The sequence below is a fragment of the Pseudomonas sp. DCA-1 genome (assembly GCF_046523955.1).
Classification (GTDB): domain Bacteria; phylum Pseudomonadota; class Gammaproteobacteria; order Pseudomonadales; family Pseudomonadaceae; genus Aquipseudomonas; species Aquipseudomonas putida_Y.
On record NZ_CP169881.1, the window covers coordinates 4,269,650 to 4,295,923 of the forward strand.

Sequence of the window (26,274 nt, forward strand, 5' to 3'; positions counted from 1 at the left end):
CGCCAAGGCGTACGCGCGCAAATCCCACAGGAATGACTGGCCCGAAACAAACGTAGGAGCGAGCGCAGCTCGCGATGCGCCGCGCGGGCGGCGCTCGATCTCAAACCCAACAACCATCCCCCGCCAGGCCTCGAATCCAACAACCATCCCCCGCCAGGCCTCAAACCCAACAACCATCCCCCGCCAGGCCTCAATCCCAACAACCATCCCCCGCCAGGCCTCAAACCCAACAACCATCCCCCGCCAGGCCTCAAACCCAACAACCATCCCCCGCCAGGCCTCAAACCCAACAACCATCCCCCGCCAGGCCTCAAATCCAACAACCATCCCCCGCCAGGCCACCTAAATCCTGAAATGCCCCACCATCCCCTTCAGGTCAGTACCCAACTGCGCCAACTCGACACTGGACCGGGCATTGTCCTGCATCGCCAACGCCGCTTGGTCCGCACTGCCGCGAATCTGCGTGACACTGCGGCTGATCTCTTCCGCCACCGAACTCTGCTGCTCGGCGGCTGCGGCAATCTGCTGGTTCATCTGCTGAATCAATGAAACCGCTGCGGCAATGCTGCCCAGCGCACTTTCGGTCTGCAGTGCATCGGCCACGGCCAGCCGCACCAGCTCGGTACTCCCACGGATCTGCGCCACTGACTGCTGGGCATTGCCGCGCAGGCTGGCCACCAAGGTCTCGATCTGCTCGGTGGATTGCCGGGTACGCCGCGCCAGCGCACGCACTTCATCGGCCACCACGGCAAAGCCACGCCCCTGCTCGCCAGCGCGGGCAGCCTCAATGGCGGCATTGAGCGCCAGCAGGTTGGTTTGCTCGGCCACGCTCTTGATCACTTCCAGCACGTCGCCAATGGTGTGGATTTCGGCACTGAGGCTGTCGATGCCGGCGCTGGCGGCTTCTGCCGCCGACGCCAGTTGCTCGATGCGCTGCATGCTCTGGCGCACCACCTGCTGACCCGAGTCGACCTTCTCGTCCGCTGCCTGGGCCGCCTGCGCCGCCTCTTCGGCATTGCGCGCCACATCGTGCACGGTGGCCGTCATCTGCTGCATGGCGGTAGCCACCTGTTCGGTTTCCTCTTTCTGGCTGCCCACCTCGCGGTTGGTCTGCTCGGTCACCGTCGACAACGCCTGGGCACTGCCGGCCAATTGTTCGATGCCTTGCTGCAAGCCGCTGACAATGCCCGAGAGCCCCGCCGCCATCTGCTGCATGGCCTGCATCAGTTGCCCCACCTCATCCCGGCGCGGCGCCTGGGCGTCGAAGCCCAGCTCACCCGCCGCGATGCGCTGGGCGCGGGCAATCACATGCTTCAACGGGCCGACCACAGCCCGGGTAATCAGCCAGGCCGCCAACACGCCTACAAGCAGCGCCAGCGCCGTGGCCAGGCCGATGGCGAGGGTATTACGCTGCAGCTCCCCTTGCAGGGCCTGCTCCTGCCCAAGATAGGCTTGGTCGACACGCCCGGTAACCCGCTCGGCGCTGGCCTGCAACTGCGCCTTGAGCCCCTGCTCGCGGACCAGCTGGTCGGTGTATTCGTTGAGTTTTTCCGAGAAACTGCCAATGTGCCCAGCCACTTCGCCCAGCACGCTCTGGTAACCGGCATCGCCAACCGCGCCTTGCAACTGGCTGACCAGGCCGGCGGCCTCCACTGTCTGGGCAATACGCTCCTGGCTCACATCCTCCTCGCCCTTGCGGCTTTTATCCAGACGCACCCGCGCTTCGTCCATGGCCTGCAGCATCAGCCGCGACACCTGGGCCACCTGCGCGGCTTGCTCAAGAAACTCGCCACCCTGCTGGCCCTGGGACTGCTTGAGAGTGTACGCGCCGTCATCGGCCAGGCCGGCCTGCAGCACATCAAGGTTATTGGACACGTTGGACACCGACCAACTGGCCATGTCCAGCGCCAGCTCCTTGGCCTGCACGGCCTCGACAAAGGCTTCGAATGCCTGGCCATAGGCGGCGAGATCGGTTTGCGCCGCCGCCAGCGCCGGCAGGCCTTGGGCGCGTTCGACCAAACCCTGCAGGCCGACACGCAAAGCGTCGGCCTCCTTCATGTCGGACCGCAGGGCAAACGCCTGCTCATGCTCGCGCAAGCGCAGCAAGTCGGTATTGAACTGGGCCAGCTGACGCAAGCTGTCGAAGCGCTGACCAACGCTTTGCAGCGCCACGATGCCGATGGCCGCCACCGCCAGCGTCAGCAGCAGCACCAGGGCAAAGCCCAGGCCAAGTTTGCGGGCCATGCCCAGGTTGGCCAGCACACCGTGCTTGCTCGCGCCCATCGCCGATCCCCTTTCAGCCAGTGAGGTTATCCCGAAGGCTAAGGGTGGCAACGTTGCCTGCCAATGAACAAGAGGGTGGCGCCAGAATAGTGTCAAATAGCTATGAACGTGTCGCTATCAGGCTGGCCGAGGTCGCCCTGCGTATCGGAGGAAGGCCTGAGCGGGGGAATCCTGCCCATAGGCGACAGTGCCGCCTGCGTCCGGGGTGGGTATACCCGCGAAGCCGGCGGCGTGTTTCGCCTCAGATTGCCGTCGCCCCACCATCCACCGTCAGGCAATGCCCGGTGGTAAACGCCGCACCGTCGCTGCACAGGTACAGCACGGCACTGGCAATTTCCTCGACCTTGCCAATGCGGCCCACCGGGTGCATGGCTGCAGCGAACTCGGCCTTGCGTGGGTCGGCCTCGTAGGCGCGGCGGAACATGTCGGTGTCGATCACGGCCGGGCACACGGCGTTCACGCGGATGCCCTTCTTGGCGTACTCGATGGCCGCCGACTTGGTCAGGCCGATTACCGCATGCTTGCTGGCGCTGTAGATGCTCATCTTCGGCGCCGCCCCAAGCCCCGCCACCGACGCGGTATTGACGATGGCCCCACCGCCTTGGGCCAGCAACAAGGGCAACTGATACTTCATGCACAACCACACGCCCTTCACGTTCACACCCATGATGGCATCGAACTCAGCTTCGCTGCCTTCGGCCAGGCGGTGGTGCTCGATCTCGATCCCGGCGTTGTTGAAGGCGTAGTCCAGCCGGCCGTACGCGGCAATCAGGCGCTCATGCAACTGGCGCACCTCGGCGTCGCGGGTAACGTCGCAGGCAATGAACAGCGCTTCGCCGCCCGCCGCCTGGATCAGCGCCACGGTGGCCTCGCCGCCAACCGGGTCGAGGTCGGCCACCACCACTCTCATGCCCTCGTGGGCGAACGCCAGGGCGGTTGCCCGGCCGATACCGGCACCCGCGCCGGTAACCAGGGCTACCTGGCCAGAAAAGGTCATGCTCATCGCGTGCTCCTGTGAGGGATTGGTGGGGTTCAGAGCATAGTCAGCCACCGCTCGGCCGGGCAGCATCATCACACCAACGGTTGGGCTACCATGCTTGTCAGTGATTTTAAGGAACCGCCTTCATCAACAAGGTAGATTGAACGCCTTACTTCCTCCACAGCCCACAAGGACCCGCCATGACCCAGACCAACCGCCGCTTCCTGCTTGCCAAACGCCCGGTCGGCGCCGTGCGCCGTGACGACTTCAGCTTCGAGACCGTACCGGCCGAACAACCCGGCGAAGGCCAGGTACTGGTGCGCAACCTGTACCTGTCGCTGGACCCGGCCATGCGCGGCTGGATGAACGAAGGCAAGTCCTACATCCCGCCCGTGGCCCTGGGCCAGGTAATGCGTGCGCTGGGCGTCGGTGAGGTGGTTGCCTCCAATCACCCCGGCTACCAGCCGGGCGATTACGTAAGCGGCGCCCTCGGCGTGCAGGACTACTTCACCGGCGAGCCCCAGGGCCTGCACAAGATCGACCCCAAGCTGGCCCCCCTGCCCCGTTACCTGTCAGCCTTGGGCATGACCGGCATGACCGCCTACTTCGCCCTGCTGGAGGTCGGCCAACCCAAAGCTGGCGACACCGTGGTCATTTCCGGCGCGGCCGGTGCGGTGGGCAGCATTGTCGGGCAGATTGCCAAGATCAAAGGTTGCCGCGTGGTCGGTATTGCCGGCGGTGCCGAGAAGTGCCAGTACCTGAAGGACGAGCTGGGCTTTGACGGCGTGATCGACTACAAGGCCGAAGACGTGCTGGCCGGCCTGAAGCGAGAATGCCCCAAGGGCGTGGACGTGTACTTCGACAACGTGGGCGGTGACATCCTCGATGCCGTGCTGACGCGCATCAACTTCAAGGCACGCATTGTGATTTGCGGCGCGATCAGTCAGTACAACAACAAGGAAGCGGTGAAAGGCCCGGCCAACTACCTGTCGCTGCTGGTGAACCGCGCGCGCATGGAAGGTTTTGTGGTGATGGATTACACCAAGGACTATGGCAAGGCTGCGCTGGAGATTGCCGGCTGGCTGGCCAGTGGTCAGGTGAAGAGCAAGGAAGATGTGGTGGAGGGGCTGGAGACGTTCCCTGAGACCTTGCTGAAGCTGTTTAGCGGGGAGAATTTTGGGAAGTTGGTGTTGAAGGTTTGATTGGGGGGTGGGTTTAGGGTGCATGCCTTGTGAGGTTTAGCGCCTGGGAGATCGAGCGCCGTCTGTATGGCGGTAGAGGTGCGTCGCCTGGGAGATCGAGCGCCGCCTGTATGGCGGTAGAGGTGCGTCGCCTGGGAGATCGAGCGCCGCCTGTATGGCGGTAGAGGTGCGTCGCCTGGGAGATCGAGCGCCGTCTGTATGGCGGTAGAGGTGCGTCGCCTGGGAGATCGAGCGCCGTCTGTATGGCGGTAGAGGTGCGTCGCCTGGGAGATCGAGCGCCGCCCGCGCGGCGCATCGCGAGCTACGCTCGCTCCTACGTTTGTTTCTGGCCAGTAACGCCTGTGACAGGCGCGCGCGACCGTTTTGTTTGTACGACGCAATATCGCGCCAAGCGCCAAAGCGTTCGCGCGCAAATCCCACAGGAATGATTGGCCCGAAACAAACGTAGGAGCGAGCGCAGCTCGCGATGCGCCGCGCGGGCGGCGCTCGATCTCATAGGCGACGCGTAAGCGTCCGCCCAACTCACCTTGCGTAAGTCAGGCCGGTACCCACTGATGCGGCAGCAACTGCCCGATCTCACTGGCCCGTTGGGTCGGCAGCCGCGTCAGCACATCCTTGAGATAGGCATACGGATCATGCCCATTCATGCGTGCCGACTGGATCAAGCTCATGATCGCCGCCGCGCGTTTGCCGCTGCGCAACGACCCGGCAAACAACCAGTTCGAGCGCCCGAGTGCCCATGGCCGTATCTGGTTCTCGACCTGGTTGTTGTCGATGGGCACAGCCCCATCGTCCAGGTAGCGCGTCAGCGCTACCCAGCGTTTCAGGCTGTAATCGAGGGCTTTGGCCGTGGCTGATCCGTTGGGCACCAGGTCACGCTGGGCCAACATCCACTCATGCAGTGTTTTGCTGATCGGTACCGCTAGTTCCTGACGTATTCGCCAACGATCTTCATCACTCATGTCTCGCGCCTGGCGTTCGACCTCGTACAGGCCGCTGATCGAGTGCAGCGCCTGTTCGGCCAATTGGCTTTTGTTCGCCACATGCAGATCGAAAAACTTGCGACGGGCGTGGGCCATGCAACCGATTTCAGTGATGCCTTGTTCAAACCCGGCTTTGTAGCCAGCGAAGTCGTCGCAGACCAGCTTGCCGTTCCAGTCACCCAGGAAGTTGCGCGCATGTTCGCCAGCACGGCTTGGGCTGAAGTCGTAAACCACCGCCTTGAGCGCCGAAAACGGCGTGGTGCTGTAGGCCCAGACATAAGCCCGGTGGGTTTTCTTCTCGCCTGGCGCAAGCATTTGCACCGGTGTTTCGTCGGCGTGGATCACACCCTGGTTCAGCACCGCTTCACGCAGTGCATCGACCAACGGCTGAAGTCGCACACCGGTTTGTCCAACCCACTGCGCCAGGGTCGAGCGAGCAATTGCCAGCCCGGCGCGGCCAAAAATCTTCTCCTGCCGATACAGCGGCAAGTGATCGGCAAACTTGGCCACCATCACGTGGGCCAACAAACCTGAGGTCGGGATACCTTTATCGATAACCTGCGCCGGCACCGGCGCCTGGATCAGTGTTTCACACTGACGGCAGGCCCATTTGCCCCGCACATGTTGCTCGACGGTAAACACGCCCGGCGTGTAATCCAGCTTTTCGCTGACGTCTTCGCCGATGCGTTGGAGCTGGCAACCACAGGCGCACTGAGTGTTTTCGGGTTCATGGCGAATGACGGTGCGTGGAAACTGCGGCGGCAAGGGCGCACGTTTCGGGGATTGCCGTGGTTCGGACTGTGGCGCAGCTGGGAGGAGCTGTTTTAGCTCGGCCTCGATAGCTTCAAGGTCTGTGTCGAGCAGGTCATCCAGCAAGCTGCTTTGAGCCGGGCTGATTTGCTCGCTGCGCTTGGCAAACTTGTGCCGTTTGAGCAGGGCGATTTCGAACTTGAACTGTTCGATGAGGATTTCATCGTTTTGGATCTTCCTGCTCATCGCCTCGACCTGTGATTGCAACTGCAACGCCTGTGCCGCCAAGGCACGAAGCTGTTCCGGGGTCATCTGGTCGAGGTTGGGCGAGAAAGTCATGCCGCCGATTGTGCCAGAGCAGGCGCGGGACGACGACAAGTAGACCGGCCAAATGGCCGGCGTTTACAGCATGCTGATCACACCGCCGGCGCCAACGCGCTGCCACGGCAAGCCCAGTACCAACGCCTGGAGTTGTTCATTGTCGAGCTCGACCTCGCAGCCATGGCGAATGCCGGGCCAGTGGAACTTGCCTTGGTTCAGTCGCCGTGCGGCAAGCCAGACGCCCACGCCGTCGTGCACCAGCACTTTCATCCGGTTGGCCCGGCGATTGGCGAACAGATAAGCGCAGTGCGGCTTCGCCGCACCAAACACCGCGATTACTCGGGCTAAAGCGGTTTCGGTACCGGCGCGCATGTCCATCGGCTCGGTGGCCAGCCAGATCGCATCGATGCGGATCATTGAGAGACAGCCCGGATAAATTGCGCGCAGCCCTCAGGATCTGAGGTTGGCCATTTCACCGTGATCACTTGCCCGGCCATGGGCAACTCGATGATCACTGACGCCTCGACTGGCCGTTTAGGTGGGGCTTTTAGCGGGACGAAAGCCGGTAGTGAAGCTGCTGCAGGCTGATCTCGATAGAGCGGCAGCCATTTGCGGATGACGTTGGCATTGATGCCGTGGCTGATGGCAACACTGGACACCGTCGCGCCAGGTTGCAGGCATTCCTGAACGACTTGGGCTTTGAATGGTTTCGGATAAGAGCTTCGTTGGCGCATGGAAATCCTGGCGATAAGGGTGATCGCGTCCGCTTAAAAATACGCGGACACCATCGCCCTTAATGCTGGAGTTCGGAAGGTGAGTTCGCCGGACGCTTACGGCGACGCACCTCTACCGCCATACAGGCGGCGCTCGATCTCATAGGCGACGCACCTCTACCGCCATACAGGCGGCGCTCGATCTCACAGGCGACGCACCTCTACCGCCATACCCTCAAGGTCACACCGCCTGGCATGACGTTGCGCAATGGCCGGGTGTGTTTGCCTTGGGTTTTATGGTGTTGCAGAAATCGAGCGCCGCCCGCGCGGCGCATCGCGAGCTACGCTCGCTCCTACGTTTGTTTCTGGCCAATAACGCCTGTGGCAGACGCGCGCGACCGTTTTGTTTGTACGACGCAATATCGCGCCAAGCGCCAAAGCGTTCGCGCGCAAATCCCCCAGGAATAACTGGCCCGAAACAAACGTAGGAGCGAGCGCAGCTCGCGATGCGCCGCGCGGGCGGCGCTCGATCTCACAGGCGACGCACCTCTACCGCCATACAGGCGGCGCTCAATTTACGCACCACCTCAAAACCCAAGGCGGCACCTGGTAGCCTTGATCCGATGTCCCGGCGCACACATCGAACCGCTGCTCTGGTAGCATCCGGCCCGCACCAAAATCTTCGCTGTCTGAACCGACAATCATAGAAAAATCAAGAGCATGGGCCTTGCAAGCAGCACGGCCCCTAACGGGGGATTAATGGACTTATGGACTGCCTTCCAGGCAATCATCCTGGGAGTGGTTGAAGGGCTCACGGAGTTTCTGCCAGTTTCCAGTACCGGGCACCAGATCATCGTTGCCGATTTGATCGATTTTGGCGGTGAACGCGCGATAGCGTTCAACATCATCATCCAGCTGGCGGCGATCCTGGCGGTAGTGTGGGAATTTCGCGGCAAGATCCTGGAAGTGGTGTTCGGCCTGACCAGCCAGCCCACGGCGCGGCGCTTCACCGGCAATCTGCTGCTGGCGTTCCTGCCGGCAGTAGTGCTGGGCGTGCTGTTCGCCGACCTGATCCACCATTACCTGTTCAACCCGATTACTGTGGCAGCGGCGTTGGTTGTGGGCGGGGTGATCATGCTCTGGGCCGAGCGTCGCGAGCACCGCGTAGAGGTGGACCACGTGGACGAAATGCGCTGGAGCCACGCCCTCAAGATCGGCTTCATCCAGTGCCTGGCGATGATACCAGGCACATCGCGCTCCGGGTCCACCATCATCGGCGGCCTGCTGTTCGGCCTGTCGCGCAAAGCGGCCACCGAGTTCTCGTTCTTCCTGGCGATGCCGACCATGGTCGGCGCAGCCGTGTATTCGGGTTACAAGTACCGTGACCTGTTCCAACCCGGCGACCTGCCGGTGTTCGCTATCGGCTTCGTGACCTCGTTCATCTTCGCCATGATCGCCGTGCGTGCGCTGCTCAAGTTCATCGCCAACCACAGCTACGCGACGTTCGCCTGGTATCGCATCGCCTTCGGTTTATTGATTCTGGCTACCTGGCAGTTCGGCTGGATCGACTGGTCGACAGCTCAGGGCTAACAGGACACAAAATGAAAAAGGGCTGCATACGCAGCCCTTTTCATTGGTCAGGTTCAGCCGCGAATTTCAGCGACTACCGCAGCCAGCGCTTGCGCCGGGTTGGCAGCCTGGCTGATCGGGCGGCCGATTACCAGGTAGTCCGAACCGGCATCCAGTGCCTGGCGCGGGGTGAGGATACGGCGCTGGTCATCCTGCGCGCTGCCCGCAGGGCGAATGCCCGGGGTCACCAGTTGCAACGACGGGTGCGCCGCCTTCAGTGCCGGGGCCTCCAGCGCCGAACACACCAAACCGTCCATGCCAGCCTTCTCGGCCAGCGCGGCCAGGCGCAGCACCTGCTCTTGCGGGTCGACATCCAGGCCGATACCAGCCAGGTCTTCACGCTCCATGCTGGTCAGCACAGTCACGCCAATCAGCAATGGCTGCGGGCCGCTGCGCTTGGCCAACTCTTCACGGCAGGCCGCCATCATGCGCAGGCCGCCGGAGCAATGCACGTTGACCATCCACACACCCATCTCGGCTGCAGCCTTCACTGCCATGGCGGTGGTGTTGGGGATGTCGTGGAACTTGAGGTCCAGGAACACTTCGAAACCCTTGTCGCACAGGGTTTCGACAATACCCGAAGCGCTGCTGGTGAACAGCTCCTTGCCAACCTTTACCCGGCACAGCGCAGGGTCAAGCTGGTCAGCCAGCTTCAGAGCGGCCTCACGGGTAGGGAAATCCAGGGCGACGATCAGGGGCGTCTGGCAGGCGGACATGGCAGGGTCTCTTTGCAAGTCGAAAACGGCGCGCATTGTAAACGAAGTGACGCAGGCTTTGGGGCCCGCAGGTCACGGAATTGGCCCAGCATGGGCTGGCTCCTATAATTGAACTATTGGAAAGTGCAATTGCTCAAAAATCGTACAAGCGCTGCACATCACTCTGTAAAGGAGAACGACAATGCCCTGGTATGCCTGGCTGATCCTCATCATAGCCCTCGGCTCCATCGTCGGAGGTTTGATGATGCTGCGCGACACGGCAAAAAAACTGCCACTGACCGAAGAGCAACTGCGCAAGGTGCATGAGCGCAATGCCGAAGCGGATGCCAAGGATGCACAGGACCGTTAGGGGTTAAGAAGGGGTTGAATGCCTCATTTTGCTTGGCGTGGGTTATGTGGTGCCGGTGAGATCGAGCGCCGCCCGCGCGGCGCATCGCGAGCTGCGCTCGCTCCTACGTTTGTTTCAGGCCAGTAACGCCTGTGACAGGCGCGCGCGACCGCCTTGTTTGTACGACGTGATATTGCGCCATGTGCCGAGGCGTTCGCGCGCAAATGGCACAGGAATGATTGGCCCGAAACAAACGTAGGAGCGAGCGCAGCTCGCGATGCGCCGCGCGGGCGGCGCTCGATATACGCATCACCTCAAACCTCAAGACGGACACCTGACAGCCTTAACTCCATCTCCCGGCGAACCCATCGCCGGTCATCCATGCCCCCTTTCGTGTTGAGCCGCCTCATTTCAGACAAAAAACAGGGCTGCTTTGCAGCCCCGGTTCCAGAGGGCAACCCCAAACCACAGGCTCGCCCTACTCCCCCACTTACTCCACCATCACCTTGTCCCGGTTACGCTCCAGCAACGCATTGCCAATGCCCTTGATCTCCAGCAGTTCATCCACCGAAGCAAACGGCCCATTGGCCTCCCGATAGGCCACGATGGCTTCAGCCTTGGCCTTGCCTATCCCGTTCAGCTCCTTCTGCAAGGTGACCGCATCAGCCTTGTTCAGGTCCAGCCGCTGCGGCTGCTGGGCCTGCTGCTGGCTCACCACCGGCACTGGCTCGGGCATCGCCGGGGCGCTGGCCGGAGCAGCGCTGAGGGAAAAGGACAGGCTGGCGAACAGCGGCAGCAGCAAGTACGACAGAACGTTGTTACGCATGGTGAACACTCCTAGTGTTGGTCATTTTCCAGCAGCCGTTTTCCTTCGGCTGCGTAATCAACCCTAGCGGCAAACCCGACATCGAAACAGCTACCATCATCGGCGAATGGTTACCAAATCGATCAATCACCCAGCCAACTTCGCCAACCCAAAAAACAATCGCCTTTTCCCTCCACCACCCCAGCCCGAGAGCATTGGCGCCATGCATCACGGCCTGTAGCCGAATACCCGTTTGTCCGATGCCGCATTCCCAGCAAAACCTGCCCACATTCCTACAACCTCCGGTGAACACGGCCTGAGCAGGAACAACCGCACTTTCCAGCGGGCCATCCCCCCCTACGCCAACTGGCATCACATGAACCAACTGCTAGATTTTTTGAGCAATGGACAGCCGTTTGCTTGAAGGACCCAAGCTGCATGCCCTCACCCACCCGCCGCTTGCCCTCGCTCCCGGCCCGTCCACAAGGCCAGTCTCCGCGCGCCTGCCCGGCCCCTTTTGGCCCACCCGTACCAGCCCGTCCAGCAAGAGGATCACCGCCGTGCCCCTCAAGACCCTCATTGTATTTGGCCCCCGTCCAGAAGCCATCAAGATGGCCCCCCTTGCCCTGCAACTCGCCCAGGACGCCCGCTTCGAGTCGCGCGTGTGCGTAACCGGCCAACACCGGCAAATGCTCGACCAGGTACTGGAACTGTTCGGTATCACCCCCGATTACGACTTGAACATCATGAAACCCGGCCAGGACCTGACCGGCGTGACCACCGGGATTTTGCAGGGTATCCAGCCGGTACTGGCCGAATTCAAGCCCGATGTGGTGCTGGTGCATGGCGACACCGCGACCACTTTTGCTACCAGCCTGGCAGCCTACTACCAACAAATACCCATCGCCCATGTAGAAGCCGGCCTGCGCACCAATAACCTGTATTCACCCTGGCCAGAGGAAGGCAACCGGCGCCTTACCGGCACCCTGGCCGCTCTGCACTTCGCCCCCACCGCCACCTCGCGTGACAACCTGCTAAGGGAAGGCATCGACCCGGCGAGCATCTTCACCACCGGCAACACTGTGATCGACGCCCTGCTGGAAGTGGTGCACAAACTGGAGAGCCCGGCGATGAGGGCACAGTTCGAGCGCCAGTTCGATTACCTGGCTGCCAACCGCCGCATGGTTTTGGTAACAGGCCATCGTCGCGAGAACTTTGGCGGTGGCTTCGAACGCATCTGCCAGGCTTTGGTACAGACTGCGCGTCAGTTCCCGGAGGTGGATGTGCTGTACCCGGTGCACCTCAACCCCAATGTGCGCGAGCCGGTCAACCGGCTGCTGGCGGATGTGGGGAATATCTACCTGATCGAGCCGCTGGATTACCTGCCGTTCGTTTATCTGATGAGCCGGGCGTATGTAATTTTGACCGACTCGGGGGGCATTCAGGAGGAAGCGCCGGCGCTGGGTAAGCCGGTGCTGGTGATGCGCGATACCACGGAGCGGCCAGAGGCGGTGGCAGCGGGGACGGTGAAGCTGGTGGGTACGGAGGTTGAGACTATTGTCGGGGAATTGGCCAGGTTGCTGACGGATGAGGGGGCTTACCGGGAGATGAGCGTGGCGCATAACCCCTACGGCGATGGTAAAGCGTGTGGGCGGATAGTGCAGGCGCTCGCTGATTTTGCCGTTGCGCAGGATGCGCAGAAGGCGCCCAAGGCTTGAGCAATAGAGGCCGCCGGTGCGGCCCTGTACCATACAATCAAGTTAACTAACGTCAATAAATTGTAGGAAAAACGTGAAAGTTCTGTAACATTGGATCCATTGAAACATGGCTTTTTGATATCGCAAGGATGAAGCGTGGTTGGCGACACACAGATCTGGCAAGACGAATACCCCCACACCCTGCGGTATCGCGACACCACCCTGCACCTTCAGGGACCCATTGCCCCTCACACCCGACAAGCCTTCGAAGAGCTGATCGCGCAAAGCGCCAACGCCAAACGGGTCAGCGCACCGCTCGCCTGCGTGCAGAGCCAGTTGTTCACCAAGCGCGAAAAACTCGACTCACTGAAAAAGAAGCTGCGCATGCAACGCGGAAGGCCCAAGCGCAACGGCATGTACGACTGGTCTCTCGAGGAACTGATCAATACGCGCGAAGCCGGCCGCCGCGGTGCACGGGTGCCAAAGCTGGTCGGCTACGGTTACAGCCGCTCCAGGTTCGGCCTGATGCAGGACTTTTTCCTTATCACCGAATTGCTCAGTGGCCACGAAGACGGGTTGGCAAGAATCCGCAGGATGCCCGAAGCGGTGCACCAGGTAATCGAGGCCGCCTTCGAACTGCTGCATGCCCTGCACTGCCGGGGGTCACCCACATGGACCTTTGGGCCGCGAATGTGATGCTCCCGCAACAAGGCAAAGCGCAGGCCATCGACCTGGAGAACGGCTTCTCCGAGCCGGGCAATTTCTTCAGCGAAACCCTGGGCTTTCAGTTCGGCTTTTTCTACTACCGGGAAATCTACCGCTACATAACCGAAGCGGACTACGATGCTGCGGTTGAATGCGCACTGGCCGAGTACTTCCCTGATGTGCAACGTGCTGCCTTCAACCGGGTGTACGCGCTTGCCAAGCATGAGGAAATCGGGCGCATGAAGCGCCGCGAGATCTTCACCCGTGGCGTACTCGAAAGTCGTTGGTAAAGCACCATAGCTACCCAGATTGGGTTTCTCGGGATTTCGTACAGAGCCTAGATTCAGCACGACGTTCGAACCAGGCTGCAAATTGCACAAAGCCACTCGGGCCATTGGCCAGCTTGGCTTGGGTACGGATCTTCCCATTTAGGAGTGGCGATCTCGAAAGATCGCATGGCTACCTCGGTACGGCTTCGCTTCAGACCTTCCCTACCGTCAGGCGAACAGGTCGGCCTGATCCAGCGCCTTGCCGATCTGGTCCTTGGTAGAAAGCGTGGGCTCGAAGTCTATCGGCCACGCGATGGCAATTTGCGGATCATCCCAGGCAATGCAACGCTCGCTCTGGGCCGCGTAAAAGTCAGTGGTCTTATAGACAAACTCCGCAGTCTCACTCAACGTCACGAAGCCGTGGGCGAAACCCGGTGGAATCCACAACTGGTTATGGTTTTGCGACGACAACAGCGCACCGACCCATTTGCCAAAGGTGGGCGAACTACGGCGGATATCCACTGCCACATCGAACACCTCACCCTGTACCACACGCACCAGCTTGCCCTGGGCGTGGGGCGGCAACTGGTAATGCAGGCCGCGCAGCACGCCCTTCACCGAGCGGGAATGGTTGTCTTGAACGAAGCCCGGCTGCAGTCCGGTCACTTCTTTGAACAAACGCGCATTGAAACTCTCGTAGAAGAAGCCACGCTCATCGCCGAAAACCTTTGGGGTAAACAGGAAGACTTCAGGAATGGCCAATGAAATAGCGAACATCAAAATACCTTCACTTCAAGCAGCCTCTTCAAGTACTGCCCGTAACCGTTCTTCAGCAACGGCTGGGCAAGGCGCTCAAGCTGTTCAGCGTTGATCCAGCCTGCGCGGTAGCAAATCTCTTCAGGGCAGGCGACCTTTAGGCCCTGGCGCCGCTCCATGGTGGCGATATATTGGCTGGCATCCAGCAGGCTGTCATGGGTACCGGTATCCAGCCAGGCATAACCACGTCCCATGATCTCGACCTGCAGTTGCTGCTGCTGGAGGTACAAGTTGTTGAGGTCGGTAATTTCCAGTTCGCCACGTGCCGACGGCTTCAGCTGCCTGGCCAGGTCGACGACCTGGTTGTCGTAGAAATAAAGGCCGGTGACCGCATAGTTGGACTTGGGGACCTTCGGCTTTTCTTCAATCGACAGCACACGCCCGCTGTCATCGAACTCCGCGACCCCATAACGCTCCGGGTCCTGGACATGATAAGTAAAGACAGATGCCCCCGTCTGCCGCTGGTCAGCGCTCTGTAGCAGCGCCTGGAAGTCGTGACCATAGAAAATATTGTCACCCAGCACCAAAGCGGACACGGCGTTGCCAATGAAGTCTGCCCCGATCGTGAATGCCTGGGCCAACCCGTCCGGGCTAGCCTGCACAGCATACGAGAGGTTGATGCCCCAACGGCTACCATCACCCAGCAGTTGCTCGAAGCGCGGGGTGTCCTGTGGCGTCGAGATGATCAGGATGTCACGAATGCCGGACAGCAGCAGTGTACTGAGCGGGTAGTAGATCATCGGCTTGTCGTACACCGGCAACAGCTGCTTCGATACCGACAGCGTGGCGGGGTGCAAGCGAGTGCCAGAGCCGCCCGCAAGAATGAGTCCTTTACGTGCCATAACAACTCCTAGCGCTGGATTTCGTCCAGCATGCGTTGCACACCTTGTTGCCAAAGCGGCATCTTGAGATTGAAGGTTTCTTCGAGTTTAGCCAATGCCAGCCGGGAATTTCGCGGGCGTGGCGCCAGCACCGGGTAGGCTTCGCTACTGATTGCGCCTACCCGTTCAGCTGAAACCTTCAAGGCGACGCCATTGCGGCTGGCTTGTGCCAATACGAACTGGGCATACCCGTGCCAGCTGGTTTCACCGGCTGCAGCAAGGTGGTAGGTGCCGGCCAAATGGCTTGCGTCCTGCGCGCTGAATATCTGGCGCAGAACATGAGCGGTAACATCGGCGATCAGTTCTGCGCCAGTGGGGGCGCCAAACTGGTCTGCCACCACATTGAGCACATCGCGCTCGGCCGCCAGGCGCAGCATGGTCTTGGCAAAATTGTGGCCGCGCGCGGCATACACCCAACTGGTACGCAGCACCACGGCAGAGGCACCGCTGGCCTGAATGGCGAGCTCACCATTGAGCTTGGTTCGGCCGTAGACCGACAACGGGCCGGTGGGGGCGTCCTCATGCCATTGCGCCTGGCCGCCGCCATCGAATACGTAGTCTGTGGAGTAGTGGATCAGCCAAGCGCCCAGCTTGGCCGCCTCACGCGCCAGAACGCCGGGCGCTTCGGCATTGATCCGAGCGGCGAGCTCCGGCTCACTTTCAGCTGTATCCACTGCCGTGTAGGCCGCAGCGTTGACGATCACGTCCGGGGCTAGTGAGCGTACTGTAACCGCCAAACCATCGAGGTTATTCAGATCCCCACATAAGCTACCGGAGCCTTGGCGATCAAGCGCAATCACCTCACCCAATGGCGCGAGGGCACGTTGCAACTCCCAACCGACTTGTCCATTTTTCCCCAACAGCAAAATCTTCACACTTTGTTCGCCCCATATTGCTGCGCAACCCAGTCACGATAGCTGCCGTCCATAACACCGTTGACCCATTCCTGATTGTCCATATACCAGGTAACAGTTCTGCGAATGCCGGTTTCAAACGTTTCGGCAGGCTTCCAGCCAAGCTCGCGCTCGATCTTTCGGGCATCGATGGCATAACGGCGGTCGTGGCCCGGGCGATCGGTGACGAAGCTGATCTGGCTGGCATAAGGCTGCCCGTCGGCACGTGGGCGAAGTTCATCGAGCAGCGCGCAAACGCGCTGGACAATGCCCAGGTTAGGCACCTCGTTCCAGCCCCCCACGTTGTAAACCTCGCCGGTCTTGCCGGCTTCCAGCACGCGGCGGATGGCGCTGCAGTGGTCCTTGACGTACAGCCAATCGCGAATCTGCTGGCCGTCGCCGTATACCGGCAGCGGTTTGCCGGCCAGGGCGTTGACGATCATCAGCGGGATGAGCTTTTCCGGGAAGTGGTAAGGGCCGTAGTTGTTCGAGCAGTTGGTGGTCAGCACCGGCAGCCCGTAGGTGTGGTGGTACGAGCGCACCAGGTGGTCGCTGGCGGCCTTGCTGGCCGAGTACGGGCTGTTGGGCTGGTACTGGTGGGTTTCGGTGAAGGCCGGTTCGTCGGTGGCAAGCGAACCGTACACTTCGTCGGTGGACACATGCAGGAAACGGAAGGCCACGCGCGCCTGCTCACCCAGGCCGCCCCAGTAGGCGCGTACGGCTTCCAGCAGGCGGAAGGTGCCAACAATGTTGGTTTCGATGAAGTCTTCCGGGCCGTGGATCGAGCGGTCGACGTGGGACTCGGCGGCAAAGTTGACGATGGCGCGTGGCTGGTGGGTTTTCAACAGCTGCTCTACCAGCGCGGAATCACCAATGTCGCCATGCACGAAAACGTGCCGCGCGTCGTCCTGCAGGCTGCTCAGGGTCTGCAGGTTGCCTGCGTAGGTAAGTTTATCGAGGTTGACCACGGGCTCGTCATTGCCGGCCAGCCAGTCCAACACGAAGTTCCCGCCGATAAAGCCTGCACCGCCGGTTACCAGAATGGTCATATTTGTCTGCTTCCGCTGTCATGTTCTGCTCTCCCACTTTCTGGATTCTAGCCTGTCGGCGATTGATCCGAGAGCGAGAGGCGACATCAATATACCACCCGACCATGACCGCGCGGGTTACTTCGTTCAATCGAAGCACTCCAACTCTTGCAGCGTTTTGCCCAATTGGTCCGTGCCTGATAGGAACGGCTGCTCGATTAGGCCATTGAATACCGACCGCTGGGTCATTCCAGGCTAGGCAACGTTCGAATGGGGGCCTAGTGAGCCGTGGTCTTGTACAGGAATTCCGCATGGTCGGACAACACTACGAAACCATGCGCGAAGCCTTTCGGTACCCAGATTTGGTACTTGTTGTTTGCTGAAAAGTGAATCCGTTTGGCTCGAGCAGGAGTACTTCTGGTATTGCGAGAGGGGTTGCTTTCATTCAACCGCCTTGAAAGGTAAAGCATGGGGGCAGGAGATTGTGGGGGTAGGCCTTCACTATCCCTGCGGGAGCGGGTTTACCCGCGAACACCGGCGTAGCCGGTGCCAAATACGGCGTCGTATTATTCGCGGGTAACCCCGCCCCACAGGGAAAGCGCAAACTTTTGAGCCTTGAGCAAGACTAACCCGCGCACTGCAGCTGAATCAGGGTTCCAGCCGTCGCTGCTGGTAAAGCCAGTCCACAATCTCGCCTTCCGGCGAATAGCCGCTTACAGTTTCGCGCAACAACTGCCGTACCCGCACAAAATCATCTGCCGCCACCGCCGCCAGCAATTGCCGCAGCGCATCCTTGAGCATATCCCAGGCCAGGAAGTCTTCGTTGGCGCTCATGATCATCGGGTGGCGTGTGGCAATCACGTTATCGCCAATCAGCAGCTCCTCGTACAGCTTCTCCCCTGGCCGCAGACCGCTGAACTCGATGGCAATATCGCCCATCGGGTTACGTTCGGAGCGCACGCTGAAGCCGGACAGGTGAATCATCTTCTCAGCCAGCTCCACAATCTTCACCGGCTCGCCCATATCCAGCACGAACACATCACCACCCTTGCCCATCGAGCCGGCCTGAATCACCAGCTGCGCCGCTTCGGGGATGGTCATGAAGTAACGGGTGATCTTCGGGTGGGTGACCGTCAGCGGGCCACCTGCCTTGATCTGTTTGTGGAAAAGCGGAATCACCGAGCCCGACGAGCCCAGCACATTGCCGAAGCGAACCATGGTGAAGCGTGTTTTGTTCACCTGCGAGACATTGCTGCTGTCGCCGAACAGCACTGGCGCCATTTCCCGGCTAAGGGCTTGCAGGGTCATTTCCGCCAAGCGTTTGGTGCTGCCCATCACGTTGGTAGGACGCACAGCTTTGTCGGTAGAAATCAGCACGAAGTTGGCAACGCCAGCCTGCAGCGCAGCCTGGGCGGTGTGCAGGGTGCCGATGACGTTGTTCATCAGGCCTTCGGCGATGTTGTGCTCCACCATCGGCACGTGCTTGTAGGCGGCGGCGTGATAGACGGTGTCGACCCGCCAGGTTTTCATTATATCGAACAGTTGCGGCTGGTTGCGGACCGAACCCAGGATTGGTACCAGGCACACCGACAGCGATTCGCGCGCTATGCGCTGCTCGAGTTCGGAGAGGATGCTGTACAAGTTGAACTCGCTGTGCTCGAACAGCAGCAAGGTTTTCGGCGCCTGGCCCAGAATCTGTCGGCACAGTTCCGAGCCGATCGAACCACCGGCACCGGTCACCATCACGGTCTGTTCGACAATGCAGCGTTCCAGCAGGTCTGATTGCGCAGGCACGGCATCACGGCCCAGCAAGTCAGCAATGTCCACTTCCCGGATGTCGTCCACCGTCACCCTGCCGCTAGCCAGGTCCATGAAGCCGGGAACTGTGCGGACATGCAGCGGAAAGCCCTCCAGGAAGTTAAGGATCTCCCGACGACGTGTACGCGTGGAAGAAGGGATTGCCAAAAGGATTTCCTGAGCACCCGTTACATCGATCAGGCATTGCAATTGCTCCGGGTGATATACCTGCAGGCCAGCGATCACACGGTCGGTAAGACTAGAATCATCATCGATGAACGCGACCGGGCGCATGACTTTGTCCATGCGCAGCGCCGCTACGAGCTGATTGCCTGCTGTACCAGCGCCATAAATGGCAACCTTAGGCAGGCCATCGTCACGACTGGCGAATGGAACATGCTGAACTGCGGCGGTGAACCAGTCGCCGAGAAAATACTGTCGCATGGCTAAACGTAGCCCGCCCACAAGGATCAGGCTAAGCCACCAGTAGTTGAAAGTAATCGAGCGTGGCACCACATTCTGATGGTTGCTCGCCCAATAGATGATGAAACCGAGAATCAAAGCTGAAAGTGTGACGGCTTTGATGATGGCAATCAGCGCATCGTTACCGAAGTAACGCATTACGGCGCGATAGAGGCCGAAACGGATAAACAGCGGGATCGCAACCACGGGCGCGCACGCGAAGAGCCATGAGTGATCAATGATCGGGTTGGCCATCTCGTCGAGGCCCAGTCGCACGACAAAAGCCAGCCACAAGGCAACCCATATCAGCACGATATCAGTTATCACCTGCAACAGCCTTTTATGCCGCCGTGGCAGAGCTAGCAGCTTTGTACGCACCTTATCCATAATTCCTCTGAAGGCTTCCACATTACCTAAGCGAAACGCTATACCCAACGCTAGCGTTGGTCTTCCAGGTCGCCCGCACGATATCGGACCGCAAGGGCGACCAACGGTACATAGGCGATGACCACACCCAATGCGCCATCCAAGCCAAGCTGCACAACGCAATACGCAACCGGCAACAGCCAGCAAAGGTTGAGCACTGCCACGGTAAGCGTAACAGGCAAGTGCTTGCCATACTTGCGGGACGCAAACTGATAAGCATGGCTGCGGTGTGCCTCGTATACCTTATCACCCCGCAACAAGCGCCTCACCAGCGTGTAGGTAGCATCGACGATGAATACGCCGAGCAAAATCAGCCAACACCAGAACATCGGCGGCGAAACCCAGGCGGCCTGCAGCGACAGCCCGCCCAGAACGATGCCAATGAAGCCACTGCCAGCATCGCCCATGAAAATTTTTGCCGGTGGGAAATTCCAATACAGGAAGCCTGCCACAGCAGCCGCCAACAGCAACGGCAGCATAGCGGCACCACTGAGGCCACCGAGCCAGTAAAGCCACGCAGCACCCAAGCAAGCGGTAATGGCTTCGACGCTGGCGATGCCATCGATGCCATCCATGAAGTTGTACAGGTTAAGCAACCACACCAGGTAGAACGCAGCCAACGCGCCGCCCAACCACCCCAAGTCCAGCGTCCAGCCGAACAGCAGCAGAGGGGGCAACCCACCCAACCAGCCAAGCATCCAGGCTGCGGCGATGAAATGCCCAAGCAGTCGCCAGCGGGCAGCAATGTGACCATGGTCATCCATGAAGCCGATAACCGCGATCAATGCTCCAGCCCCACCGAGCGCCAAGAGTATCCTGATCTGCTCTGCACCTGACAGCATGAGGCCAACCATGGCCAGCAGGAATGTCAGGACGATAGCCACGCCACCGCCCCTTGGTGTAGGGACCGTATGCGAGCTCCGCGCATTGGGCACATCGATCACACTACGCGCCAGCGCATAGCGGCGCAGACCCGCGGTCATTACGAGTGACATAATCAAAATGGCCGGAAGAAACCACAAAAGCATCATTTCCTATCGTATTCCTGGTAGTGCCTAGCGGCAGCTCGAAGCGCAGCATCCACCTTTACCGGCGGACACCAGCCGAGCAAATCGCGCGTTTTCTTGATATCCACCTGCAATGACCCGCACAGGCGCTGGGACAAACTGCCTTTGCCGAGCGCTTTGGCACCGGCACTCAGCAGGCCCTCCGGAACAGGCAACAAGCGCGCAGGCTTGCCGAGCGCCATCCCCATTCGACGCAGTAATTCGGTGGTAGACAGGTCCTCCCCATCGCTGACCAGAAATACCTGGTTGGCTGCTGCTGCGTGGCCAATGCAAGTAACCACCAGATCAACCAGATTCTCCAAGGCTACCAGGCTTCGTCGATTGTTTATGGCACCAAATGGTAACGGTATACCCCGATCGAGCCAGCGCATCATGTTAAGGAAATTGGCCTTCACGCCTGGTCCGTATACCAGCACTGGGCGCACGATTACCACCTCAAGGCCAGATTCCCGGGCCAATGCCTGCAATGCTGTCTCAGCTTCCAGTTTGGAAACGCCATACGGATCTTGCGGCCGAGGGGTGTCACTGGCGGAATAAGGCCTGCCAGGCTGGGTACCTTCACCGTTCACCTTGATCGAACTGATGAACACAAACCGTTTGACTCCAGCAGCAATGGCCTGGCGGGCCAGCGCCAGTGTCCCTTCTACGTTAACTCGGCGAAAGGCTGCCAAGGGGTCGGTCTCGGTGTCGTTCATGACATGAACACGCGCCGCACTATGGACCACGACGTCGCATTCAGCCAGCGCTCCACCCCAGTCGTTGTCCTGCTCAAACGACTGGAACATTACGCTTCGTACCAGCGCCGACGGCGCCGCGCCCCCCTGCCTGACAGCAGCAATCACTGGCGTCCCGTCTGCCACGAGCCTGCGCAGAATCGCACTCCCGACGAAACCGCTGGCACCGGTAAGAAAAACCTTGTGGCTCATCGTCCTGACCTTCTCAAAGTGGCACTGCTAAAAAGGCGTTCCAGGCGCGCCAATAGTGCGGGCCGGGCAAATTCCTGTTCGTAATATTGCCGCCCCGCCGCTCCCATCTGTTGGCGTTGCGCAACAGGCAACTCAGCCAGTTGCCGGGTGATACTGGCCAACTCGCGGCCATTGCCTGACTCGCACGCAAACCCAGCCCCCGATGCCTCGATCACTCGCGCGGCCTCGCCGTTGATCATGCCGAGTATCGGGCGGCCGGATGCCAGGTATGCCTGAACCTTGCCGGGGATAGTCTTCTCGAAGACGTCATTGGTACGCAGGGACACCAACAAGGCATCAGCCTGTGCGAACAGCGGCGGCATTTCTTCTAACGGATGACGTCCGAGCAGCAATATGTTGTCCAACCCCCGGCTGCGTACCTGCTCTTCGAGCCAGCTACTCATACGACCATCCCCAACGATCACCCAGCGCACCGAAACCTGGCCGCGCAACGCCTCTGCGGCATCGAGAATTGCCGGAAAATCCTGTGCTTCCCCGAGGTTACCGGCAAACACCACGGTGAAGGTCGCATCATCGGGTTTAACCAGCTTCGAAGGCTCAAGCACCTGCACCGAAAAATCATCTTCCGCCCAGCTTGGGAAGTACACCAGGCGATCTGCATCGATGGGCTTTGTGCAGTAACGGCGCACGTTGTCGAAAAAGCCGTGAGACTGCAACAACAGGTAATCGGTGCGGTTGTAGATCCAGGACACAGCCAAACCCACCAGCTCCAACACTTTGGGGTTATGGATGACATTCACCGCGCGCAGCGTTTCCGGCCACAAGTCGAGCACCCAGATAAACAACGGCGCGCGCTTCAGGCGGCGGAGCACCACTGCCGGAATCGCGGCAAGGATCGGCGACACCGCATAAACGAATATGGCATCGAACTGTTTGCCTCTGAGCTTGAGTGGCCCTAGCACAGATGCCGAAAGTACGAATGAAAGGTAGTTGAGTACTAACTGGATACTGCGCTTGCCACGGGGTACCAGTGGCACCCTGACGACTTCAGCTCCTTCGTAGTTAGAGAACTGCCCTGGATTATCCTTGTATCGCTGGAAAACCCTGCCCTCGGGGTAGTTTGGCCAAGCCGTCAGCACTGTGACTTCGTGGCCCTTTTCCGTGAGGTCACGGACCATATCATTGATACGCATGTTCTCTGGCCAGAAATACTGGCTGACCACCAACACTTTCAGTTTCTTCTCAGGCATACCTTCCACGGGTTCAGTACCGTTTCCATACTGTGCGGTTAACGTAGTCGGTGTAGCTGTGAACGATGCGGACCACCTTGTCCGAAACGTTCGGCATGCTGTAGTCAGCCACCAATCGCAGGCTGCGCTGCTCGCCGCGCAATTGACTTTCGAGAATGCTCAGCCCCTGCATGACCCGCTCGGCCTCAAGCCCGACCATCATCGCAGCCGTTTCTTCCATGCCTTCCGGGCGCTCATGAGCCTCGCGGATGTTCAAGGCCGGGAAGTTGAGGATCGATGCCTCTTCGTTGATGGTGCCGCTATCGGACAGCACCGCCTTGGAGGTGAGCTGCAGCTTGTTGTAGTCCTTGAAACCCAGGGGCTTCAGCAAGCGTACATTGGCATGGAAAGTAACCCCCATCGCATCGACGCGCTTTTGGGTGCGAGGGTGGGTAGAAACAATAACCGGCAGATCGAATTGTTCGGCAACAGTATTGAGTGTGTCGACCAACTTGAGGAAGTTTTTGTCGGAATCGATATTTTCTTCGCGGTGCGCACTGACCACAAAGAACTTACCCGCCTCAAGCCCAAGCCGCTCAAGCACATCGGACGCCTCTATGCCGTCGCGGTAATGGTTGAGCACTTCGAACATAGGGCTGCCGGTCTTGATCACGCGATCGGCTGGCAATCCTTCGCGTAACAGGTAGTCACGCGCGATGGTGCTGTAGGTAAGGTTGATGTCAGCAGTGTGATCCACGATACGGCGGTTGATCTCTTCGGGCACGCGCATGTCGAAACAGCGGTTGCCAGCCTCCATGTGGAAGGTAGGGATCTTGCGGCGCTTGGCCGAGATCACAGCCATGCAGCTGTTGGTGTCGCCCAGTACCAGCAAGGCCTCGGGATTCACCTCGGCCAGCACGCGGTCCACTGCAATAATCACATTACCGATGGTTTCGGCGCCGGAAGCGCCGGCAGCGTTCAGAAAGTGATCCGGCTTGCGAATGCCAAGATCCTGGAAAAAGATCTCGTTCAGTTCGTAGTCGTAATTCTGCCCGGTGTGCACCAGCACATGTTCACAGTGTTCATCGAGCGCACTCAAGACCCGGGACAAGCGAATGATTTCTGGGCGTGTTCCAACAACGGTGACGATTTTGAGCTTTTTCATACAATTCTCATTCCTGGGCCAGCCGGCTCAAGGGCAGACCGGCAGTGCATAGGTGTCCGGGTGTTCACGGTCAAAGATTTCATTGGCCCAAAGCATGACGATCATCTCGTCATCACCGATATTGGTGATGTCGTGGGTCCAGCCTGGTACCGTCTCGACAATGGTCGGTGATTCACCGCTGGTCTGAAGCTCGTAAAACTCGCCTGTCACTACCTGACGGAAGCGGAAGTTGGCTTTGCCTTTGATGACCAGAAACTTCTCGGTTTTCGAGTGATGATAATGACCGCCACGAGTGATGCCCGGGTGCGCGGTGAAGAAGGAAAACTGCCCGGCTTCGGGGGTTTTCAGCATTTCCACGAAAACGCCACGCGGGTCGCCGTACTTGGGCACTTCATAGGTGAATGCTGCAGGCGGCAGGTAGCTCAAGTACGTGGAGTACAACGCCCTGACCAGGCCAACACCCACGTTCTCGGTAACCAGCGTAGAGCGGCTGGCACGGAAGCGGCGTACCTGCTCGGCCAGTTCGCCTACGGTGGTGCTGTAAACTGGCTCGACATCCACCAGGCCGCTGCTTACTACCTCACCATCCATGATGGCGAGGAACTTTCTGACCACATCGTCTACGTAGACCAGGTTCAATGCCGCAGACTCGTCGTGAATCTGGATGGGTAAGTCGTGAGCAATGTTATGGCAGAAGGTCGCAACGGCCGAGTTGTAGTTCGGTCGCGCCCATTTCCCGAATACGTTGGGCAGCCGGAAAATGTAAACAGGGCTTTCGTTCTGCTGGCCCAAGGTCGTCAAGGCCCGCTCAGCCGCGAGCTTGCTGACACCATATGGGTTATCACGCTCCGCCTGGACGGATGACGAATACACCACCGGTATCTTGCGGCCGGAAGCCTTGACCGCATCACACAGCTGCTGGGTAAGTTCGCTGTTGCCGCTATCGAACTCCGCGGGGTCCTGGGGGCGATTCACGCCTGCCAGATGGAAGATGCAATCCGCTTCGGCGACCTTGCGGTTCAAAGTGCCCAGGTCATCGCCACGGACAAACAGGCTCACCTCAATGTCCTTACGTTCCTTGAGATGAACCAGCAGGTTGCGTGCGATAAAGCCATTGCCGCCAGTAACCAGAACCTTCATCAGTCACTCCTCCGGAGTAGCATGTTCGCCACGCTGGATGGCCTGGATGAATTCGAGCTTGAGCAGCAGTTCCTGCATGCCTGTAACATCCAGGCGTTCGGTGTTGTGCGAATTGTAATCTTCAGTTCGGGAGATCTTTTCTTCACCTTGCTCAACGAACTTGCTGTAGTTCAGATCGCGCAGGTCTGGCGGTACACGGAAGTAGTTGCCCATGTCATCGGCACAGGCCATCTCTTCGCGACTGAGCAGGGCCTCGTATAGTTTTTCGCCATGACGGGTACCGATAACCTGCACAGGGTGCTCGGGCTTGCCAAGCAGCGAGGTCAATGCAATGGCCAAGGTTTCGACCGTCGCAGCAGGTGCTTTCTGTACGAACAGGTCACCGTTGTTACCGTGCTCAAAGGCATACAAAACCAGATCGACAGCGTCAGCCAGCGTCATCATGAAACGAGTCATGTTCGGGTCTGTGATCGACAATGGCTTGCCTGCGCGAACCTGCTCGATGAACAGCGGAATCACCGACCCGCGCGATGCCATAACGTTGCCGTAGCGCGTTCCGCAAATGACCGTCTTGGTCTGGTCGAGGTTACGCGACTTGGCCACCATGACCTTTTCCATCATGGCTTTGGAAATACCCATGGCATTGATTGGGTATACCGCCTTGTCGGTACTGAGGCAGACCACACGCTGCACTTCGTTCTGGATCGCTGCTTCAAGGACGTTCTCGGTGCCGAGGACGTTTGTCTTCACAGCCTCCATCGGGTGGAACTCGCAGGAGGGCACCTGCTTCAACGCGGCCGCATGGAAGATGTAGTCGACCCCTCGCGTGGCATTGAGCACGCTCTGGTAGTCGCGGACATCACCGATGTAGAACTTCAGCTTGGCACTGTCATAGCGCTTGCGCATGTCGTCCTGTTTCTTCTCATCGCGGCTGAAAATACGGACTTCAGCAATGTCACTATCGAGAAACCGCTTTAGGACCGCGTTGCCGAAAGACCCGGTGCCGCCTGTGATGAGAAGTTTCTTACCTTTAAACATATGATCTGACCCTTGCAACGCGGGTT

At 59.6% G+C, this 26,274-nt stretch carries 25 protein-coding genes and 1 pseudogene; 6 read left to right on the forward strand and 20 right to left on the reverse strand.

Translation table 11 applies throughout. From position 1 onward, the window contains the following. Nucleotides 1-342: 342 nt before the first annotated feature. From ACE4QZ_RS20185 to ACE4QZ_RS20195, 3 genes and pseudogenes are all read right to left on the reverse strand, one after another. Nucleotides 343-1,224, reverse strand: coding sequence for a methyl-accepting chemotaxis protein (locus ACE4QZ_RS20185; RefSeq protein WP_373939452.1), 882 nt, complete (start codon nt 1,222-1,224; stop codon nt 343-345). Nucleotides 1,225-1,251: 27 nt separating this feature from the next. Then, nucleotides 1,252-2,283, reverse strand: a pseudogene (locus ACE4QZ_RS20190) (methyl-accepting chemotaxis protein); the annotation flags it as partial. Nucleotides 2,284-2,524: 241 nt separating this feature from the next. After that, entirely contained in the window at nt 2,525-3,286 is a 762-nt protein-coding gene (locus tag ACE4QZ_RS20195) for an SDR family oxidoreductase (RefSeq protein ID WP_028697137.1), read from the reverse strand. Between the two features lie 176 nt (nt 3,287-3,462). Between ACE4QZ_RS20195 and ACE4QZ_RS20200 the strand changes: the two genes are divergently transcribed. After that, nucleotides 3,463-4,464, forward strand: coding sequence for an NADP-dependent oxidoreductase (locus ACE4QZ_RS20200; protein WP_028697136.1), 1,002 nt, complete (start codon nt 3,463-3,465; stop codon nt 4,462-4,464). Between the two features lie 536 nt (nt 4,465-5,000). Here ACE4QZ_RS20200 and tnpC read toward each other — a convergent pair. From tnpC to tnpA, 3 genes are all read right to left on the reverse strand, one after another. Further along, nucleotides 5,001-6,536, reverse strand: coding sequence for an IS66 family transposase (gene tnpC, locus ACE4QZ_RS20205; protein ID WP_014754844.1), 1,536 nt, complete (start codon nt 6,534-6,536; stop codon nt 5,001-5,003). A 63-nt stretch (nt 6,537-6,599) separates the two neighbouring features. Further along, nucleotides 6,600-6,935 (reverse strand): IS66 family insertion sequence element accessory protein TnpB, encoded by a 336-nt coding sequence (gene tnpB, locus ACE4QZ_RS20210; protein WP_014754843.1) that lies wholly within the window; start codon nt 6,933-6,935, stop codon nt 6,600-6,602. Beyond that, nucleotides 6,932-7,252 (reverse strand): IS66-like element accessory protein TnpA, encoded by a 321-nt coding sequence (tnpA, locus tag ACE4QZ_RS20215; RefSeq protein ID WP_014754842.1) that lies wholly within the window; start codon nt 7,250-7,252, stop codon nt 6,932-6,934. Before tnpA ends, tnpB begins: the two co-directional genes overlap by 4 nt. Nucleotides 7,253-7,990: 738 nt before the next feature. On the opposite strand from tnpA, the gene ACE4QZ_RS20220 reads away from it, so the two are divergent. After that, nucleotides 7,991-8,821 carry an undecaprenyl-diphosphate phosphatase gene (locus ACE4QZ_RS20220; RefSeq protein WP_028696964.1) on the forward strand — a complete coding sequence of 277 codons (831 nt, stop codon included), beginning with the start codon at nt 7,991-7,993 and terminating at the stop codon, nt 8,819-8,821. A 53-nt stretch (nt 8,822-8,874) separates the two neighbouring features. Here ACE4QZ_RS20220 and pyrF read toward each other — a convergent pair whose 3' ends face one another. After that, complete coding sequence (gene pyrF, locus ACE4QZ_RS20225) at nt 8,875-9,576, reverse strand: orotidine-5'-phosphate decarboxylase (protein WP_021783074.1); 702 nt, start codon at nt 9,574-9,576, stop codon at nt 8,875-8,877. 181 nt (nt 9,577-9,757) lie between these two features. Here pyrF and ACE4QZ_RS20230 point away from each other — a divergent pair, with 181 nt between their 5' ends. Continuing rightward, the gene (locus ACE4QZ_RS20230) at nt 9,758-9,925 is read left to right on the forward strand and encodes a DUF2897 family protein (RefSeq protein WP_003252762.1); all 168 of its coding nucleotides are present in this window, start codon (nt 9,758-9,760) and stop codon (nt 9,923-9,925) included. Nucleotides 9,926-10,394: 469 nt separating this feature from the next. Here the strand turns inward: ACE4QZ_RS20230 and ACE4QZ_RS20235 are convergent, their stop codons facing one another. Further along, entirely contained in the window at nt 10,395-10,730 is a 336-nt protein-coding gene (locus ACE4QZ_RS20235) for a ComEA family DNA-binding protein (RefSeq protein WP_028697093.1), read from the reverse strand. Between the two features lie 539 nt (nt 10,731-11,269). On the opposite strand from ACE4QZ_RS20235, the gene wecB (ACE4QZ_RS20240) reads away from it, so the two are divergent. From wecB (ACE4QZ_RS20240) to ACE4QZ_RS20250, 3 genes are all read left to right on the forward strand, one after another. Then, nucleotides 11,270-12,427, forward strand: coding sequence for a non-hydrolyzing UDP-N-acetylglucosamine 2-epimerase (wecB, locus tag ACE4QZ_RS20240; protein WP_274148137.1), 1,158 nt, complete (start codon nt 11,270-11,272; stop codon nt 12,425-12,427). A 135-nt stretch (nt 12,428-12,562) separates the two neighbouring features. After that, nucleotides 12,563-13,102, forward strand: a complete 540-nt coding sequence (locus ACE4QZ_RS20245; protein ID WP_274148138.1) for a hypothetical protein — start codon at nt 12,563-12,565, stop codon at nt 13,100-13,102. Then, the gene (locus tag ACE4QZ_RS20250) at nt 13,102-13,401 is read left to right on the forward strand and encodes a hypothetical protein (protein ID WP_410480157.1); all 300 of its coding nucleotides are present in this window, start codon (nt 13,102-13,104) and stop codon (nt 13,399-13,401) included. The genes ACE4QZ_RS20245 and ACE4QZ_RS20250 overlap by 1 nt, the downstream gene beginning before the upstream one ends. A gap of 207 nt (nt 13,402-13,608) precedes the next feature. Here the strand turns inward: ACE4QZ_RS20250 and rfbC are convergent, their stop codons facing one another. The 12 genes from rfbC to ACE4QZ_RS20310 form a co-directional block, all read right to left on the reverse strand. After that, on the reverse strand, nt 13,609-14,157 hold the full coding sequence (gene rfbC, locus ACE4QZ_RS20255) for a dTDP-4-dehydrorhamnose 3,5-epimerase (protein ID WP_100413234.1): 549 nt from the start codon (nt 14,155-14,157) through the stop codon (nt 13,609-13,611). After that, complete coding sequence (rfbA, locus tag ACE4QZ_RS20260; RefSeq protein WP_100413233.1) at nt 14,157-15,038, reverse strand: glucose-1-phosphate thymidylyltransferase RfbA; 882 nt, start codon at nt 15,036-15,038, stop codon at nt 14,157-14,159. The genes rfbC and rfbA overlap by 1 nt, the downstream gene beginning before the upstream one ends. A gap of 8 nt (nt 15,039-15,046) precedes the next feature. Continuing rightward, nucleotides 15,047-15,952 carry a dTDP-4-dehydrorhamnose reductase gene (rfbD, locus tag ACE4QZ_RS20265; RefSeq protein ID WP_100413232.1) on the reverse strand — a complete coding sequence of 302 codons (906 nt, stop codon included), beginning with the start codon at nt 15,950-15,952 and terminating at the stop codon, nt 15,047-15,049. Beyond that, entirely contained in the window at nt 15,949-17,019 is a 1,071-nt protein-coding gene (gene rfbB, locus ACE4QZ_RS20270; RefSeq protein WP_100413231.1) for a dTDP-glucose 4,6-dehydratase, read from the reverse strand. The genes rfbD and rfbB overlap by 4 nt, the downstream gene beginning before the upstream one ends. A 257-nt stretch (nt 17,020-17,276) precedes the next feature. Then, nucleotides 17,277-17,468: a dTDP-4-dehydrorhamnose 3,5-epimerase family protein gene (locus ACE4QZ_RS20275; protein WP_371857130.1), complete on the reverse strand. Its 192-nt coding sequence runs from the start codon at nt 17,466-17,468 to the stop codon at nt 17,277-17,279. 178 nt (nt 17,469-17,646) lie between these two features. Then, entirely contained in the window at nt 17,647-19,644 is a 1,998-nt protein-coding gene (locus ACE4QZ_RS20280; RefSeq protein ID WP_100413230.1) for a polysaccharide biosynthesis protein, read from the reverse strand. Nucleotides 19,645-19,694: 50 nt separating this feature from the next. After that, entirely contained in the window at nt 19,695-20,714 is a 1,020-nt protein-coding gene (locus ACE4QZ_RS20285; protein ID WP_100413229.1) for an MraY family glycosyltransferase, read from the reverse strand. Continuing rightward, nucleotides 20,711-21,676, reverse strand: coding sequence for a UDP-glucose 4-epimerase family protein (locus ACE4QZ_RS20290; protein WP_015269329.1), 966 nt, complete (start codon nt 21,674-21,676; stop codon nt 20,711-20,713). The genes ACE4QZ_RS20285 and ACE4QZ_RS20290 overlap by 4 nt, the downstream gene beginning before the upstream one ends. Continuing rightward, nucleotides 21,673-22,926 (reverse strand): glycosyltransferase family 4 protein, encoded by a 1,254-nt coding sequence (locus tag ACE4QZ_RS20295; protein ID WP_102084496.1) that lies wholly within the window; start codon nt 22,924-22,926, stop codon nt 21,673-21,675. The genes ACE4QZ_RS20290 and ACE4QZ_RS20295 overlap by 4 nt, the downstream gene beginning before the upstream one ends. Nucleotides 22,927-22,939: 13 nt before the next feature. After that, nucleotides 22,940-24,070, reverse strand: a complete 1,131-nt coding sequence (gene wecB, locus ACE4QZ_RS20300; protein WP_015269327.1) for a non-hydrolyzing UDP-N-acetylglucosamine 2-epimerase — start codon at nt 24,068-24,070, stop codon at nt 22,940-22,942. Nucleotides 24,071-24,097: 27 nt separating this feature from the next. After that, nucleotides 24,098-25,210: a UDP-2-acetamido-2,6-beta-L-arabino-hexul-4-ose reductase gene (gene wbjC / locus ACE4QZ_RS20305; RefSeq protein ID WP_015269326.1), complete on the reverse strand. Its 1,113-nt coding sequence runs from the start codon at nt 25,208-25,210 to the stop codon at nt 24,098-24,100. A 3-nt stretch (nt 25,211-25,213) separates the two neighbouring features. Continuing rightward, on the reverse strand, nt 25,214-26,248 hold the full coding sequence (locus ACE4QZ_RS20310) for a polysaccharide biosynthesis protein (RefSeq protein WP_015269325.1): 1,035 nt from the start codon (nt 26,246-26,248) through the stop codon (nt 25,214-25,216). Between the last annotated feature and the right edge of the window lie 26 nt (nt 26,249-26,274).